The sequence below is a fragment of the Caloramator fervidus genome, from assembly GCF_900108045.1.
GTDB lineage: Bacteria > Bacillota > Clostridia > Clostridiales > Caloramatoraceae > Caloramator > Caloramator fervidus.
In genome coordinates, this window is record NZ_FNUK01000003.1 from 60,189 (window position 1) to 74,780 (window position 14,592).

The 14,592-nt window shown below is 30.0% G+C and carries 15 protein-coding genes and 1 other annotated feature; of the genes, 3 read left to right on the top strand and 12 right to left on the bottom strand.

From position 1 onward, the window contains the following. Positions 1-106: 106 nt before the first annotated feature. Positions 107-1,228 carry an AlbA family DNA-binding domain-containing protein gene (locus C4R78_RS02045; RefSeq protein ID WP_159945769.1) on the top strand — a complete coding sequence of 374 codons (1,122 nt, stop codon included), beginning with the start codon at positions 107-109 and terminating at the stop codon, positions 1,226-1,228. Between the two features lie 14 nt (positions 1,229-1,242). On the opposite strand, the gene C4R78_RS02050 is transcribed toward C4R78_RS02045, so the two are convergent. After that, a complete protein-coding gene (locus tag C4R78_RS02050; RefSeq protein ID WP_103895437.1) occupies positions 1,243-2,463 on the bottom strand; it encodes a NupC/NupG family nucleoside CNT transporter in 1,221 nt (406 codons plus the stop codon). 64 nt (positions 2,464-2,527) lie between these two features. Between C4R78_RS02050 and C4R78_RS09375 the strand changes: the two genes are divergently transcribed. After that, the gene (locus C4R78_RS09375) at positions 2,528-2,746 is read left to right on the top strand and encodes a hypothetical protein (protein ID WP_159945770.1); all 219 of its coding nucleotides are present in this window, start codon (positions 2,528-2,530) and stop codon (positions 2,744-2,746) included. Between the two features lie 36 nt (positions 2,747-2,782). Here the strand turns inward: C4R78_RS09375 and C4R78_RS02055 are convergent, their stop codons facing one another. The 9 genes from C4R78_RS02055 to C4R78_RS02095 all read right to left on the bottom strand — a co-directional run bounded on the left by C4R78_RS02055 (position 2,783) and on the right by C4R78_RS02095 (position 11,170). Next, complete coding sequence (locus C4R78_RS02055; protein ID WP_103895438.1) at positions 2,783-3,346, bottom strand: CD3073 family putative ECF transporter S component; 564 nt, start codon at positions 3,344-3,346, stop codon at positions 2,783-2,785. A 103-nt stretch (positions 3,347-3,449) separates the two neighbouring features. Then, entirely contained in the window at positions 3,450-4,013 is a 564-nt protein-coding gene (locus C4R78_RS02060) for a CD3072 family TudS-related putative desulfidase (RefSeq protein ID WP_103895439.1), read from the bottom strand. 74 nt (positions 4,014-4,087) lie between these two features. Further along, positions 4,088-4,462, bottom strand: coding sequence for a DUF6762 family protein (locus tag C4R78_RS02065; RefSeq protein WP_103895440.1), 375 nt, complete (start codon positions 4,460-4,462; stop codon positions 4,088-4,090). An 11-nt stretch (positions 4,463-4,473) separates the two neighbouring features. Then, on the bottom strand, positions 4,474-5,862 hold the full coding sequence (locus C4R78_RS02070; protein WP_103895441.1) for a glycine--tRNA ligase: 1,389 nt from the start codon (positions 5,860-5,862) through the stop codon (positions 4,474-4,476). Positions 5,863-5,906: 44 nt separating this feature from the next. Then, positions 5,907-6,077 (bottom strand) — a binding site (T-box leader). 49 nt (positions 6,078-6,126) lie between these two features. Further along, complete coding sequence (locus tag C4R78_RS02075) at positions 6,127-7,482, bottom strand: glucose-6-phosphate isomerase (protein ID WP_479722859.1); 1,356 nt, start codon at positions 7,480-7,482, stop codon at positions 6,127-6,129. Between the two features lie 78 nt (positions 7,483-7,560). Next, positions 7,561-8,088, bottom strand: coding sequence for a ferritin-like domain-containing protein (locus C4R78_RS02080; protein WP_103895443.1), 528 nt, complete (start codon positions 8,086-8,088; stop codon positions 7,561-7,563). Between the two features lie 58 nt (positions 8,089-8,146). Next, positions 8,147-9,136 carry a M42 family metallopeptidase gene (locus C4R78_RS02085; protein WP_103895444.1) on the bottom strand — a complete coding sequence of 330 codons (990 nt, stop codon included), beginning with the start codon at positions 9,134-9,136 and terminating at the stop codon, positions 8,147-8,149. After that, positions 9,136-10,137, bottom strand: a complete 1,002-nt coding sequence (locus C4R78_RS02090; protein WP_103895445.1) for a M42 family metallopeptidase — start codon at positions 10,135-10,137, stop codon at positions 9,136-9,138. The genes C4R78_RS02085 and C4R78_RS02090 overlap by 1 nt, the downstream gene beginning before the upstream one ends. Then, the gene (locus C4R78_RS02095) at positions 10,130-11,170 is read right to left on the bottom strand and encodes a M28 family peptidase (RefSeq protein ID WP_103895446.1); all 1,041 of its coding nucleotides are present in this window, start codon (positions 11,168-11,170) and stop codon (positions 10,130-10,132) included. Before C4R78_RS02095 ends, C4R78_RS02090 begins: the two co-directional genes overlap by 8 nt. Positions 11,171-11,299: 129 nt before the next feature. Between C4R78_RS02095 and C4R78_RS02100 the strand changes: the two genes are divergently transcribed. Next, on the top strand, positions 11,300-11,785 hold the full coding sequence (locus C4R78_RS02100) for a 4Fe-4S binding protein (protein WP_103895447.1): 486 nt from the start codon (positions 11,300-11,302) through the stop codon (positions 11,783-11,785). Between the two features lie 9 nt (positions 11,786-11,794). On the opposite strand, the gene C4R78_RS02105 is transcribed toward C4R78_RS02100, so the two are convergent. Beyond that, positions 11,795-12,976, bottom strand: a complete 1,182-nt coding sequence (locus C4R78_RS02105; RefSeq protein ID WP_103895448.1) for a D-alanine--D-alanine ligase family protein — start codon at positions 12,974-12,976, stop codon at positions 11,795-11,797. A gap of 11 nt (positions 12,977-12,987) precedes the next feature. Further along, entirely contained in the window at positions 12,988-14,592 is a 1,605-nt protein-coding gene (locus C4R78_RS02110) for a UDP-N-acetylmuramoyl-tripeptide--D-alanyl-D-alanine ligase (protein ID WP_207654260.1), read from the bottom strand.

The window sequence follows — 14,592 nt, forward strand, 5'->3', positions numbered from 1 at the left end:
TATATAATATAATGTAGACCTCTTCAAGAATTTTACTTTTTCAAACTAGAAAAATTATTATATAATAACATATAATAACTATATAAGAATAAAAAGGGTGAAAACCGTGGAACTACAAAAACTTCTTAGCTTAATATCTAAAGAGGAAGGACTAAAACTAGATTTTAAAGAAAAGTTAAACATAGAAACAGAATCAGGCAAAAAAGAACTTGCAAAGGATATATGCGCCATTGCTAATTCAAAAGGTGGAAGAGGATACTTAATCTTTGGAATAGAAGATAAAAGCAAAAAAATTATTGGAATAAACAAACAGGAATTTAATGAAGAAAAAATTCAGCAAATCATATCAACTAGAATCGAACCTCCTGTGCCTATTTCTGTAGATACAGTAGATTTTAACGGTAAAACAATAGGAATAATAACAATATTTAACACGGATCAAAAGCCTTTTCAGCTGAGAGAAACAGGAGCTTTTTATATAAGGAGAGGCTCTACAACCGATTACATGCGAAGGGATGAAATTGCATCAATTTTTCAAGATGTAGGCTTATTATCTATAGATCAAACTCCAGTTATAAAGTCAAAATTAAAAGATTTAGACTTTGATAAAATAATGGAATTTTTCAAACTATCAGGGATAAACTCCCCTGTTGATAATCATCTTTTAATTTCTGCTGGTATAGCTTCTAAAATAAATGACAGCAATGAGATTCACCCAACAATAGGTGGAATGCTTCTTTTTGGTAAAAATCCAGATATTTTTCTTCCCTATGCCATAATAATTATTCATAACTATATAAATAATTGTCTCCCCAAAATTTATATATCAAAAGGAACAATACTAGATATGCTAAAGAATGCTATAAATTTTATAAATAACATTTATAATGACATCTTACTAAGAGCCGTTATCCAAGACTATTTATGTAAAGCTGTCATTTACAGAGACTATTTTTGCATAAATAGATGTATCGAAGTTTATATAAAAAACAATAAAATAGAAATAGTAAATCCTGGAGCTGCCATAAAGGTAAATAATAAATATATAAAACATAATTTATGGCTTTACTCTAAGCTTTTAACAATAGATAAAGACAAAGAATTTTTATATAAAAATTATAACAAACAAATATTTGAAAAAAAGTATGGAAAAATAAAATCCTACAACATACTATCAGACAACCTTTATAAAGTAATAATACCTACAATTTGTAAAAACTACGAATAAAAAGCTGGATTGCTTTATAAAAGCAATCCAGCAACTGCAGCATTTAAAAGTCCAACCAATGTTCCTCCTATAAGAGCTCTAACTCCCAATTTTGCAATATCTGAACGTCTGTTTGGAGCAAGTCCTCCAATTCCTCCAATTTGTATTGCAATTGAGCTTATATTAGCAAAACCACAAAGAGCATAAGTTAATAAAGCTATAGTTCTTGGTTGTAATGCTCCATTCTTTATAAGTTCAGATAAATTAGCATAAGCAAAGAATTCATTTATAACTATTTTTTGCCCTAATAGGCTACCTGCTGAAATTACATCTTTAAGAGGAACTCCCATTATAAATGTAAGTGGAGCAAATAATCTTCCTAAAATCCATTCAAGACTTAAATCTCTTATACCTATTAAAAATCCTATTTTACCTATCAAATAATTTACAAGGTAAGTAAGAGCTATAAATGCTATAAGCATGCCACCTACGTTAAGACTTAACTGTAATCCTTCTGCAGCACCACGGGCTGCTGCATCTATTACATTGGCATCAACCTTTTCAAACTCCATATCAACTTTACCTTTTGTTTTTGGTTCTTCAGTTTCTGGTAACAATATCTTTGATATCATTAAGCTTGCTGGGGCAGCCATTAAGCTTGCAGCCATTAAGTGTTTTGCACTTATTCCCATTGCTATATATCCTGCCATTACTCCACCAGCAACAGTAGCCATTCCACCTACCATTATTGTTAAAAGCTCTGATCTTGTCATATCACTTACATATGGCTTTATTAATAATGGTGCTTCTGTTTGCCCTAAGAATATATTTGCAGTATTAGAAAGTGACTCTGCTCCTGATGTTCCAAGAAGCTTTAGCATTATCTTAGCTAAAAATGATACAACAGCCTGCATAACTCCTAAGTAATATAATATACTCATAAGTGCAGAAAAGAATATTATTGTTGGCAATATTTGAAGAGCAAATATAACTCCAAACTTTTCTGAATTAATTAAATCACCAAATAAGAAGGATGTTCCGTATCTTGTAAAATCTAAAAGTTTTGTAACGCCTCTACTGATAACATCAAATACTCTCTGTCCTAAAGGCCACTTTAAAACTATAAGTGCAAAAATTAATTGAATTGATAAACCTTTTGCAACTAAAATCCAATTTACCTTCTTCTTATTTTCTGAAAGTAAATAAGCAATCCCTATAATAACTATTATTCCGAGTAAGCTAATCAGTTTTTCCATATAATTTCTCCTTTCCTTCAAATTATTTTTTAATTCGACAAATTTTAATTTAATATAAAATTAAATGAATTTCAATATACATTCAAATAGTTCTAAATTTAAAATACTTTTGAATAAAATATTAATTCAAAATTATATGCTAAATCTTGTAGTTACAAATAAACTTCAATACAAAAAGCACTTTATTCAGATGCCAGATTTGAAAAATATAAATAAATTAACCCCTAAAACATTCAAAAGAAGGCATCTGATAAAGTGCTTAAGTTTGTCAATAACTTACTAAGTTTAAAAGATGTTTTTGTAAAAATATTATGTATCTCTAAATACTAGAACTAAGCTTATTTCTGTATTCACTTGGAATCTTTAAAATCAATACAGAAACTAAAACACAAGAAACAACCTTATCTATTATGTTTCCAGTAACTCTTGGAATAAATGCTGAAGTAAATATTGAATGTCCTGTTTGTCTTAACCAAGCAAATATAAAGTCATTTCCTGACCCAGTAATTCCTCCATAAATCCATACAGCTATCGGTGTTCCAATAAGTGGACAAATAACTGCTAAAAGAATCCCCGTAATAATTGCAGTCTTAATATCAAATCTATATTTCTTAGTTATAAAGCCTACTATAATACCGACAGCAACATTTACTAATAGGAATGGAATATCTTTTGGATTAGTTAACATACCTTGAATTATATTTGTTAGAGCTCCAACTACAGCTCCATTCCACGGTCCTACCAAAGCAGCAATAAATATTGTTCCAATTGTATCTAGAAATATAAAAGGTATATTTAACATCCCCACAACCGTTCCTAAAACAATATTAAGTGCTACTGCAATGGCACTTAATATTAAAACAAAAATTTTCTTATTTTGCATTTTAGCCCCTCCCGTCATTTAGTTAATTACATAGCTATTCTAACACCTTAAGGGGCTAATGTTAAATTGATAATATTAATAAAAACTGATTATACTATTTTAATCATAAATTACACTTTTTTAAATGTTCAATTATGTTATTTGAGCTTGACAAATTCTCTTCATCTAATCCTAAAAACTTTATGTTCAAACTATTTTGGTTCAACAAATTTTCTATTTCTTCAATAAAAACACCTTTTCCTTGAATAATTTTTAAATCATTAACTTTTTCATTTATTGCAAATTCTACCCCAACTTCTCCACCCCATTTTGTCGATGAACAGGTTTTGTTTACTCCACAGCTTGGACTACCATCTATACCAATCACAGCATGAATCTCATAACCATTTTTAACGTAATCTATTATCTGATTAAGATATGGCATAAAAATATTTCTACAATGTTCCCTAAAATATGGGGTATCAAACTGCTCTTTAACATGTCCCCATCTTCTAATTCCATACAGAGTAACTTCCGGACATGGAAGTTGTATTATTCCATATTTTTCCTTAATCAAAAGATTTACTAAATTATTTTGTACTTCCTTATGAATTGAAAAACCCTCAACCTTAGAATTTGCATTTAATATACAATGACACAAAATTACCATCTTTTTTGATCTATTCATTAAATTCACTCCTTTAAACTAAACTAAAATTATAATTGAACATTAAGCCTCATCCTTTAAGGATGAGGCTTAAATTATTCTATTCCTAATTTATTGTAAATGTCTTTTATTTGCTTTTCATGGAGTGATAATATTAAGTTTATCTTTTCTTCTACATAATCATGATTATCTTTAAACTCAAACTTTACAAGCCATGTAGGATTATATTCTTCTACTTCTTCAATTTGAACGTCTAAATCAGCATATTTTTCCATATCATAAAGATCAAATATTTCATTATACTGTTCATCCGTAACATCTTTGTCAGTAGATAAATATATAAAGCACATGTTATTTTCTACATAAGCTTTTTGTATAAACTGTAATCCAGTGTCAACTTCATAGCTTCCAAGTTCCTCTGTTAATATGTTGTTTTCTCTTTTAAACAATACAACTGCCTTACCCTCCATATAACCACCCCTTAGAACTTCAATCTTTCTAAAATATAGTCTTTAACTTCACTTATAGGAATTCTAACCTGCTGCATTGTATCCCTATCTCTTATAGTAACCATGTTATCATTTACAGAATCAAAATCGTATGTTATGCAGAAAGGTGTTCCTATTTCATCTTGTCTTCTATAACGCTTACCTATACTTCCTGTTTCATCATAATCAACCATAAATTCCTTTGAAAGATCCTCATATATCTTCTTTGCACCGTCTGCTAACTTCTTTGAAAGTGGTAAAACTGCAGCTTTAAACGGAGCTAATGCTGGATGGAATCTTAAAACTACCCTTACATCACCATCTTCTAACGTTTCCTCATCATAAGCATCCACTAAAAAGGCAAGTAATACTCTATCTACTCCAACTGATGGTTCTATACAATATGGAACAATTTTTTCATTTGTTTCAGGGTCAAAATAAACTAATTCTTCACCAGAATGTTGTATATGTTGTTTTAAGTCAAAATCTGTTCTATCTGCTATTCCCCAAAGTTCTCCCCATCCAAATGGGAATTTATATTCTATATCTGTAGTTGCATTACTGTAATGGGATAGCTCTTCCTTTTCATGATCTCTTAATCTTATATTTTCTTCCTTCATTCCAAGACTTAAAAGCCAATTTTTGCAGAAATTCTTCCAATACTCAAACCATTCTAAATCTTCTCCTGGCTTGCAGAAAAATTCAAGTTCCATTTGTTCAAATTCTCTTGTTCTAAATATGAAATTTCCTGGAGTTATTTCATTTCTAAAGGATTTACCAATTTGACCTATTCCAAATGGTAATTTTTTTCTTGAAGTTCTTAATACGTTTTTAAAATTAACAAATATTCCCTGAGCTGTTTCCGGTCTTAAATAAACTAAAGATTTAGAGTCCTCTGTAACCCCTTGATAGGTTTTAAACATAAGATTAAACTGCCTAATATCTGTCCAATCAAAGGCTCCACAATCTGGACACTTAATTTGATGTTCTTTTATGTACTCCATCATCTTTTCATTACTCCAGCCACCAGCATTAGGTTCTATACCGTTATTTTGCATATATTCTTCAATAAGTTTATCTGCTCTAAACCTTGATTTACAATTTCTACAATCCATCAATGGATCACTAAAACCTGCAACGTGTCCTGAAGCTACCCAAACTTGAGGATTCATTAAAATAGCACAATCTACTCCAACATTATAAGGGGATTCTTGAATAAACTTTTTCCACCAAGCTTTTTTTATGTTATTCTTAAGCTCTACCCCTAAAGGACCATAATCCCAGGTATTAGCTAATCCTCCATAGATTTCAGAACCTGGAAATATAAAACCTCTGCTTTTGCACAACGCAACTATCTTATCCATAGTTTTTTCAACAGCCATGATATCCCTCCTTTATATATTACAACACAAAAGCCTTCCATCCCGTAAGGGACGAAAGGCTAAGCTTCCGCGGTTCCACCCTAATTGGCCAAATGGCCCACTTTACTGCTAAATACTCCAGGGCGCCCTTCGTTGAACCTCAATGCCAGTCTTCCACCCTCACCGGCTCGCTAAAATTGAGAGTTTCAACTACTCCTCCCCTTCATAGTATCAATATTAACTTTTATTGTTATAATATCAAATTATTTTATTTTGTCAAGCACCTTATCTTCCTAATATTTCTTCAAGCTTTCTCCTTTGTTCTTCAAAACCAGGTTTTCCTAAAAGAGCAAACATATTCTTTTTATAAGCTTCAACTCCTGGCTGATCAAAAGGATTAACTCCTAATATGTAACCACTAATACCACAGGCCTTTTCAAACATATATACTAATTTACCAAAATAATATGGAGTAAGTTCAGGAATGTTTATAATTATGTTAGGAACATTTCCATCCGTATGTGCAAGAACCGTCCCTTCAAATGCTTTTTTATTAACAAAATCCATAGTTTTTCCTGCAAGGAAATTAAGACCGTCTATATTATCTTTATCCTCCATTATTTCAATATCATATCTTGGTTTTTCTACATTTAAAACTGTTTCAAATATATGTCTTAAACCATCTTGTATATATTGTCCCATTGAGTGAAGATCGGTAGTAAAATCTACTGATGCAGGATAAATTCCTTTTCCATCCTTTCCTTCGCTTTCACCAAATAATTGTTTCCACCATTCAGCAAAATAGTGTAATCCTGGTTCATAATTGGCCATTATTTCAACAGTTTTTCCTTTTCTATATAAAATATTTCTAATCGCTGCATAAAGGTAAGCTGCATTATTAAACACATCTAAATTAGAATATTCATCCATACCATCCTGTGCACCCTTTATTATTTCTTTTATATCAACTCCACTTACAGCAATTGGTAAAAGACCAACTGCAGTTAAAACAGAATATCTTCCTCCTACATCATCAGGAATAACAAAGGTTTCATAGCCTTCTTCTTCTGCAAGCTTTCTTAAAGCTCCTTTTGATTTATCTGTTGTTGCGTATATTCTCTTTCTTGCTTCTTCTTTCCCATATTTTCTTTCCATGTATTCTTTTAAAATTCTAAAAGCTATAGCAGGTTCTGTTGTTGTTCCTGATTTTGAAATTACATTTACAGAAATATCCTTTCCTTCTAATATTTCAAGTAAATCATGCATATAAACAGGACTTATGTTATTTCCAACAAAATAAATTTCTGGAGTTTTCCTTTTGTTCTTTGGTAAAATATTATAAAACGTATGATTTAACATTTCAATTGCAGCTCTTGCCCCTAAGTAGGAACCTCCAATCCCTATAACAACAAAAACATCTGAATTTTCTTTTATTCTTTCTGCTGCCCTTAATATCCTTTTAAATTCATCCTTATCATAATCTCGTGGCAAAGTTACCCATCCTAAAAAATCACTGCCTGGACCTGTTTTATTATGTAATTTTTCATGGGCATCTTTAATTTGTGACTCTAAATTATTAATTTCTTCAACTTTCACAAAAGGCAAAACTTTAGAATAATCAAGGGTAATATTTTTCATAATTATTACCTCCACTAACAAAATTTATTATAAATTTTATAACAATAAATTGCTTAAATCAATAAAGGCTAATGAAAAACATTAGCCTTTATCATATTTTTTCTTTAAATCTTTAAATATTTTAAGGTGAAGCTTCTCATCTTCTATTATTCTACTTAAAAGCTCCTTTATATACTTATCTTTTATTAACATCCTGTGGTTTTCATACTGATTTATAGCCTGCTGTTCTGATTCAATGTCTATATCTATCATTTTGCTTATATCTGTTTCGTAATTTACAAATTTTGAATTCCATGGATAATAAAGACCCATATAAGGAACAGCATAAATAGGCTTTAATCCTAAAAGCTTTATAGTTTCTCCTAAAAGTTCTAAATGCTTCATCTCAATTATGGCAATTCCTGATAAAACTTCAGCGTAATCCTTAAACTCATCCTCAGAAAGTATATGTTGATAAACATATAGCATTACTGCTGAAAGTTCACTTACTATACCAGAATAGTCTTCTAAAAGTAAATTAGCATAGTAAAAGTTTTTCTTTTCAATCTTAGGCTCAGGATACTTTTCACTTGCAGAAAAGTTAATAGCCTTTTTTATATCCCCCGGCATATAAACCCCTTAAAAACCCTATTACAATTTCTATAATATGAAAGAATTATAAAAATTGTTACAAATTAAAAGCCTTTTCTAAAACTTTAATTAAAAGATTAATTGCAGCTTCTATATCTTTTTTACTAACCATTTCGCTATCTGAATGAATATATCTTGTCGGAATAGATACAACTCCAGTTGGAACTCCAGCCTTTGAAACATGTATTTCTGCTGCATCTGTAGTTCCTAAATCCAATATTTCAAACTGATATTTTATATTATATTCCTCAGCTATACTTACCAATAAATCTTTTACTTTAGGATGAACAATAAATCCTCTATCCATTATCTTTATCGCAGCACCTTCTCCTAGCTTTACTACCATTTTATTGCAATTTGGTGTATCTCCTGTTGATGTAACATCTACAACTATAGCTAAATCAGGTTGGATTTTATATGCAGCAACCTTAGCTCCCCTAAGGCCTACTTCTTCTTGTGTTGTAAATACAAAATAAACATCATTATCCGTATCCTTTATATTCTTAACAAGTTCAATTAAAATATAACAACCTAATCTATCATCAAAAGCAGGACCAACTAATACATCTCCAAGATCTTTAAAATCAGATTTTAGAACTGCAAAATCTCCTACTTGGACCTTCTTGCTAGCTTCTTCTTTATTTCCTACACCAATATCTATAAAAAGATCCTTCATTGAAAGCTCTTTTATATCTGCCTTTTGTTCTTTTGCTATAATTCCTTCTACTCCATTTTTAAAAACAACCCTTTTAAATAAAAGCGAATAAGGATTTATACCACCAACATTTGAAAATCTTAAAAAACCATTTTCATCAATAAAATTTACCATAAAACCTATTTGATCCATATGGGAAGCTAACATAATTTTATTTTTACCTTTCCCTTTTTTTATAGCTATAACATTTCCTAAAACATCCTTTTGTATCTCATCAACATAATCTTTTATATTATCTATGATAAATTCAGCAACCATATCCTCTCTTCCTGATGGTCCATATATTGAAACTAATTTTTTTAAAATTTCCATTATAACTCCTCCTTTTCTAAACTTTCTAAAACCCTTTTAACTAACTTTAAAGTATTTTCATAATCATCCTTATTTATCATACTTATAGGAGAATGTATATATCTTGTTGGAACAGATATACTTGCCGTTATACAACCTACTTTTGACTTATGAATAGCTCCTGCATCATTACCTCCTACGGTGCCTCTTCTTAATTGATAAGGTATTTTGTAATATTCAGCTACTTTTATTATTCTTTTAAACAACCTTTCATTAACAATAGATGAAGAATCCATAACTGAAATGGCAGGTCCTTTTCCTGTTTGAGTAATAAAATCCTTTTCATCTTTTACAAAATCTGCACAAGTAGTTCCCTCTATAACAAGTCCTATTTCCGGTTCAATGCTATAAGCAGCTACTGTAGCTCCTCTAAGGCCTACTTCTTCTTGAACGGTAAAAACACAATATAAATCTAAGTTATAATTTTCTTTTAAAACATCTATAAGTATTGCACATCCTACTCTATCATCAAGTGCCTTTGCTTTTATATATCTTCCCATATCAACATATTCACTCTCAAAAGTTGCATAATCACCAATTTTAACATATTTTAAAGCCTCTTCTTTACTTGTAGCACCAATATCTATAAAAAGTTCTTTTATATCAACTGCTTTATTTTTTTCTACTTCGCTTTGAAGGTGTATAGGCTTGTATCCTATAACTCCTTTTATTTTTGTTCTTCCAAAAACAACCCTTTTAGATACTAAGATTCTTGAATCTATGCCTCCAACAGGAGCAAACTTTATTTTCCCATCATCTTTAATTGATGTAACTATAAACCCAACCTCATCCATATGAGCTGCAAGCATAACCCTTTTTCCTTTTCCTTTTTTATGAACTATTAAATTGCCAAGTTTATCTATATAAACATCTCCAAAATTTTTTACTTCTTCTTTTATTAAATTTCTTATCTCCTTTTCACATCCTGATACTCCAAAAGCATCTGTTAGTTTTTTAAGCATAAATATCACCCCAATCCTTTAAAGAAGAAATAAACAATACCAAAAGTCTTGCTGCTCTAATTATATCTTTATAATTGACAACCTCTGTTGATGTATGCATATACCTTATAGGAATAGACACTAAAAGAGTTGGTATTCCTTCTTGACATATTTGAAGATTCCAAGTTTCTGTTCCTGTAGATGCTGGCGATACATCTATTGTATATGGTATTGCATATTCATCAGCAATTTTTATAAGTTTTTCAGAAAGCTCAGGATGAATATTAGGACCTATTGTAATTTCAACTCCTTTTCCACATTCTATTTGTATATCTGAATCTGCATATTTATCTGCAAAAGTAACATCAACAACAATACCAATATCAGGACTAACTTCATAAGCAGTAGTTTTTATGCCTAAAAGTCCTCTTTCTTCCAAGCTTGTAGCAGCAAAGTAAACATCACAAGAATGTTTTATATTTTTAAGCTCTTTAGCGCATTCATAAAGCACCATAATTCCTGAACGATTATCAAGGGCCTTTCCTGTTATAAAATCTCCTAAAAGCCCAATAGAATGTCTTTTTACTGTTATAAAATCTCCTACACTTATTAATTTCTCTAATTCATCCCTTGTCATCCCACAATCTATAACCATTTCATCAATTTTAATAGACTTTTTTCTATCCTTATCAGTTAATACATGAGGAGGTTTTGCTCCTATTACACCAAAAACTTTTTCTTTTCCATGAATTATAACTTCCTGAGCAGGTAAAGTTTTAGGATCGACTCCTCCTACATTTGTAAAGTGAACAAAACCTCTATCATCAATATCAGTAACCATAAGACCAATTTCATCTGCATGAGCAGTTAACAACACCTTTAACCTATTTTCCCCTTCCCCCTTTTTTACTGCTATAAAATCTCCAAGTATTCCTTTTTTTATTTCATCTACTAAATCTTTAAATATATTTTCAAGCTTTTCATGTAATTGAAATTCACTTCCTGAAACTGCACTAAAATTACTCAAATCCTTTAAAATTTCTTTTCCTTCCATTAAATTCCCTCCTTCTTAAACTATTTTAAACTAAATATAATAAATTTTCAAAATTTATTTCAAACCTTGACACATATACCCGGTATAAGTATAATTAATCTTGCTTAAATTTTAAAGGAGGGACGTAAAATGCAAAAAAGAACAAATCATCAAAGTTGGTCATGGATAATATTAGCATCATTTATAATATTAGGATACTTCTATAGAATACTTGGACTCTTTGGTATAATATGTATGACTATGCCTTTATATCACGCCTTAAGAGGTAGAGGAAAAATTCATTGTTCCCATTATTGTCCAAGAGGATCACTGCTTGGAAAATTTTTAAAACATATATCCTTTAATAACACACTTCCAAACTTTATGAGAAGTAAAACTTTTAAAAACATATTACTTATACTAATGATTTCTTTACTAAGCCTTGCGCTTTCCCATTCACATGGACATATTCCAAAAATAGCTTTTGCTATTTATAGATTTATGTCACTATCCCTTTTAGTAGGAATAATAATTGGAATAATATTTAAACCAAGAAGCTGGTGTCAGATATGCCCTATGGGACATGCCTGTGACCTTATAGATAAAAACCTAATTAAAAAAGAGGGAACAAATTAGTTCCCTCTTTTATATTTTTCCTCCTTTTACCCCTGAACTTGCCTTTTTAAGAAGAGGAGTATCAAACACATATATGTTTTTGTTATGTTCTTCATTTTTTAATATAGCATATCCTATTAACTTATCTATAAGATCTTTAAATTTTATTCCTGTTGGTTCCCATAAATAGAAAGATATAGACCCTGGCATTGTATTTATTTCATTTACATAAATCTTCATGGTATCCTTTTCAACAAGAAAATCAATTCTTGAAATTCCTGAACAATCCAAGCATTTAAATACCTTTATTGCAAGTTCCTTTATCTCACTTGCTTTAGCATCTTCAATAGGTGCTGGAATTCTTCTCTCTGCACTTTTCATACCAGAGTTTTTATTTCCCCTTAGGTATTTATCTTCAAAGCTTAAAAACTCCTGCCATGAAACAGGCTGCTCTAAAACAGAAGCCTGATAATCATTATCAAAACCTATTACTGAACAATTAATTTCCATTGGATTATTTACTGCCTCTTCTACAATTACTTTTCTATCATAATTTATAGCAATTTCAATTGCATTTATAAGCTCTTCCCTATTTTTTGCCTTTGATATTCCTATACTTGAGCCTAAGTTTGCAGGTTTTACAAACATAGGATATTTTAATTTCTCTTCTATATGCTTTAAAACTTTTTCACTGTCATTTATATAATCCTTTCTTAAAAACCAAGTATAATTTACTATCGGGATTCCATTTGCCTTAAATATATCCTTCATAATTATTTTATCCATTCCAACTGCAGAACCTAAAACTCCACTTCCAACATAAGGAATGTTACAAAGTTCTAAAAGCCCTTGAATAGTTCCATCCTCTCCATGTGTCCCATGAAGTGCAGGGAAAACTACATCTATTCTTATTGGATCTTTAGTTCTTTTAAATAAACCTTTTTCAGGATAAAATTTTAAATAAGGATTGTTTGGTATAGGTTCAATATATACCCTATTTGCTTTTTTCAAAAGTTCATTTAAATCTCTATAATTTTTTATATCTAGTAAAACATCCCCTGTATACCATTCTCCCTGTTTTGTAATAAACAATGGAATAACATTATACTTTTCCTTATCAATATTTTCAACAACTTGAAGCCCTGTAATTACAGATACTTCATGTTCAACACTTCTTCCACCAAACATGACTAACACATTTTTCTTTTCCATCTCTATCCTCCTTAATTTTCATTATAATTATCAGGTAAATCATTTTCAAACAAAACAATATCTCCAAACTGAACTATCTTACTTAAAACTTTAGTTGCTTCATCAAGGCTATTAACAACAATTATTCTATCTTCTTTATAATTTTCTTCTTTTAATCCTTCAATTATAGGAATACTTCTTCTTTTACCAACAAGAATAGCATAATCACAAACCTCTGCTATCTTCTTTCCAAACTTTTTATTTTCTTCACACTCTGCATCTCCAAGTTCAATCATCCCTGGAGTTACAATTATCTTTTTTCCTCCCTCCATCTCACTTAAAGCTTCAAGAGCCTGGGAAGCTCCTTCCGGATTTGAATTAAAAGCATCATCTATAACTGTAATTCCATTATTTGTATCTAGTATTTGTAATCTATGAGGAACGGGTTCTATTTTTTCTATTCCTCTTTTAATTTCTTCCTCTGAAAGGCCAAGTTTTAAAGCAACAGCAACTCCTGCTAAAATATTATTTACATTATGCCTTCCTAAAAGTTTTGTTTTGCATTCAAAATTAACACATCTTCCATCAACATTTCCACAGACAGTAAATTTTAAACCTTCTTTAGTATTTTTTATGTCAGTTGCATAAATATTTATTCCTTCTTTTTTTGAGGTTCCATAAACATAAGTTTCTATATTCCTCTTCTTTGAAAGTTCAAAACATATATCATTATCTCCATTAAAAAATGCTATTCCATCATCAGGTAAAGATTCTATCAACTCATACTTAGTTTTTGCTATATTTTCTTTAGAACCCATAGTTTCAAGATGCTGAAGTCCAACCGCTGTTAGTACTCCTATTTTAGGATATACAATTTCACAAAGCTCCTTAATATCCCCAACATAACGTGCTCCCATTTCACAAACAAAAATTTCATGCTCATTCTTAAGTTGTTCTCTAACTACTTTAGTAACCCCCATTGGAGTGTTATAGCTCTCTGGGGTCATTATAGTATTATATTTTTCTGAAAGTATTGTTTTTATAAAATACTTTGTACTAGTTTTTCCATAACTTCCTGTAACTCCAATTACTAAAAGATCTTTTCTTCTTCTTATTATTTCTCTTGCCTCATTTATAAACTTTTGTTGAATTAGTTTTTCAATAGGAAGCATCAACTTTAAAGATAATAACATTAAGTAAGAAATAAATACTTGAATTAAAATAAGGCCATTTAAAAATGCTTGAAAAGATTTAAAAACAAAATAAGTTAAAAAAGCCAAAATAAAGTTAACAAAAAGAGCACAAGTAAATAATCTTATAGCTCTGTATGTAAATTTTAAAGGCTTCTTAGCTTTTTTTCTTGTTTTATAATGGGTATAAATATTAATCGAACTTATTAAAATCCATGCAGTCAGCAAAACAATATTTCCTGTTCTTTGAGGAAATAAATAACATATAAAAAGCAAAAATAAAAGTATAGTATTTCTTCTTAAATTATTTTTATCATATTTATTCATCCAATTTAAAAATTCATTTGGTTTATATCCTACAAGCTGGGCCATATGAAGGTAAAACCTATTATAATAAATCGAAACAAATGCAAAAAACAAAATAGAAACAAATATCAAAACCTTCAA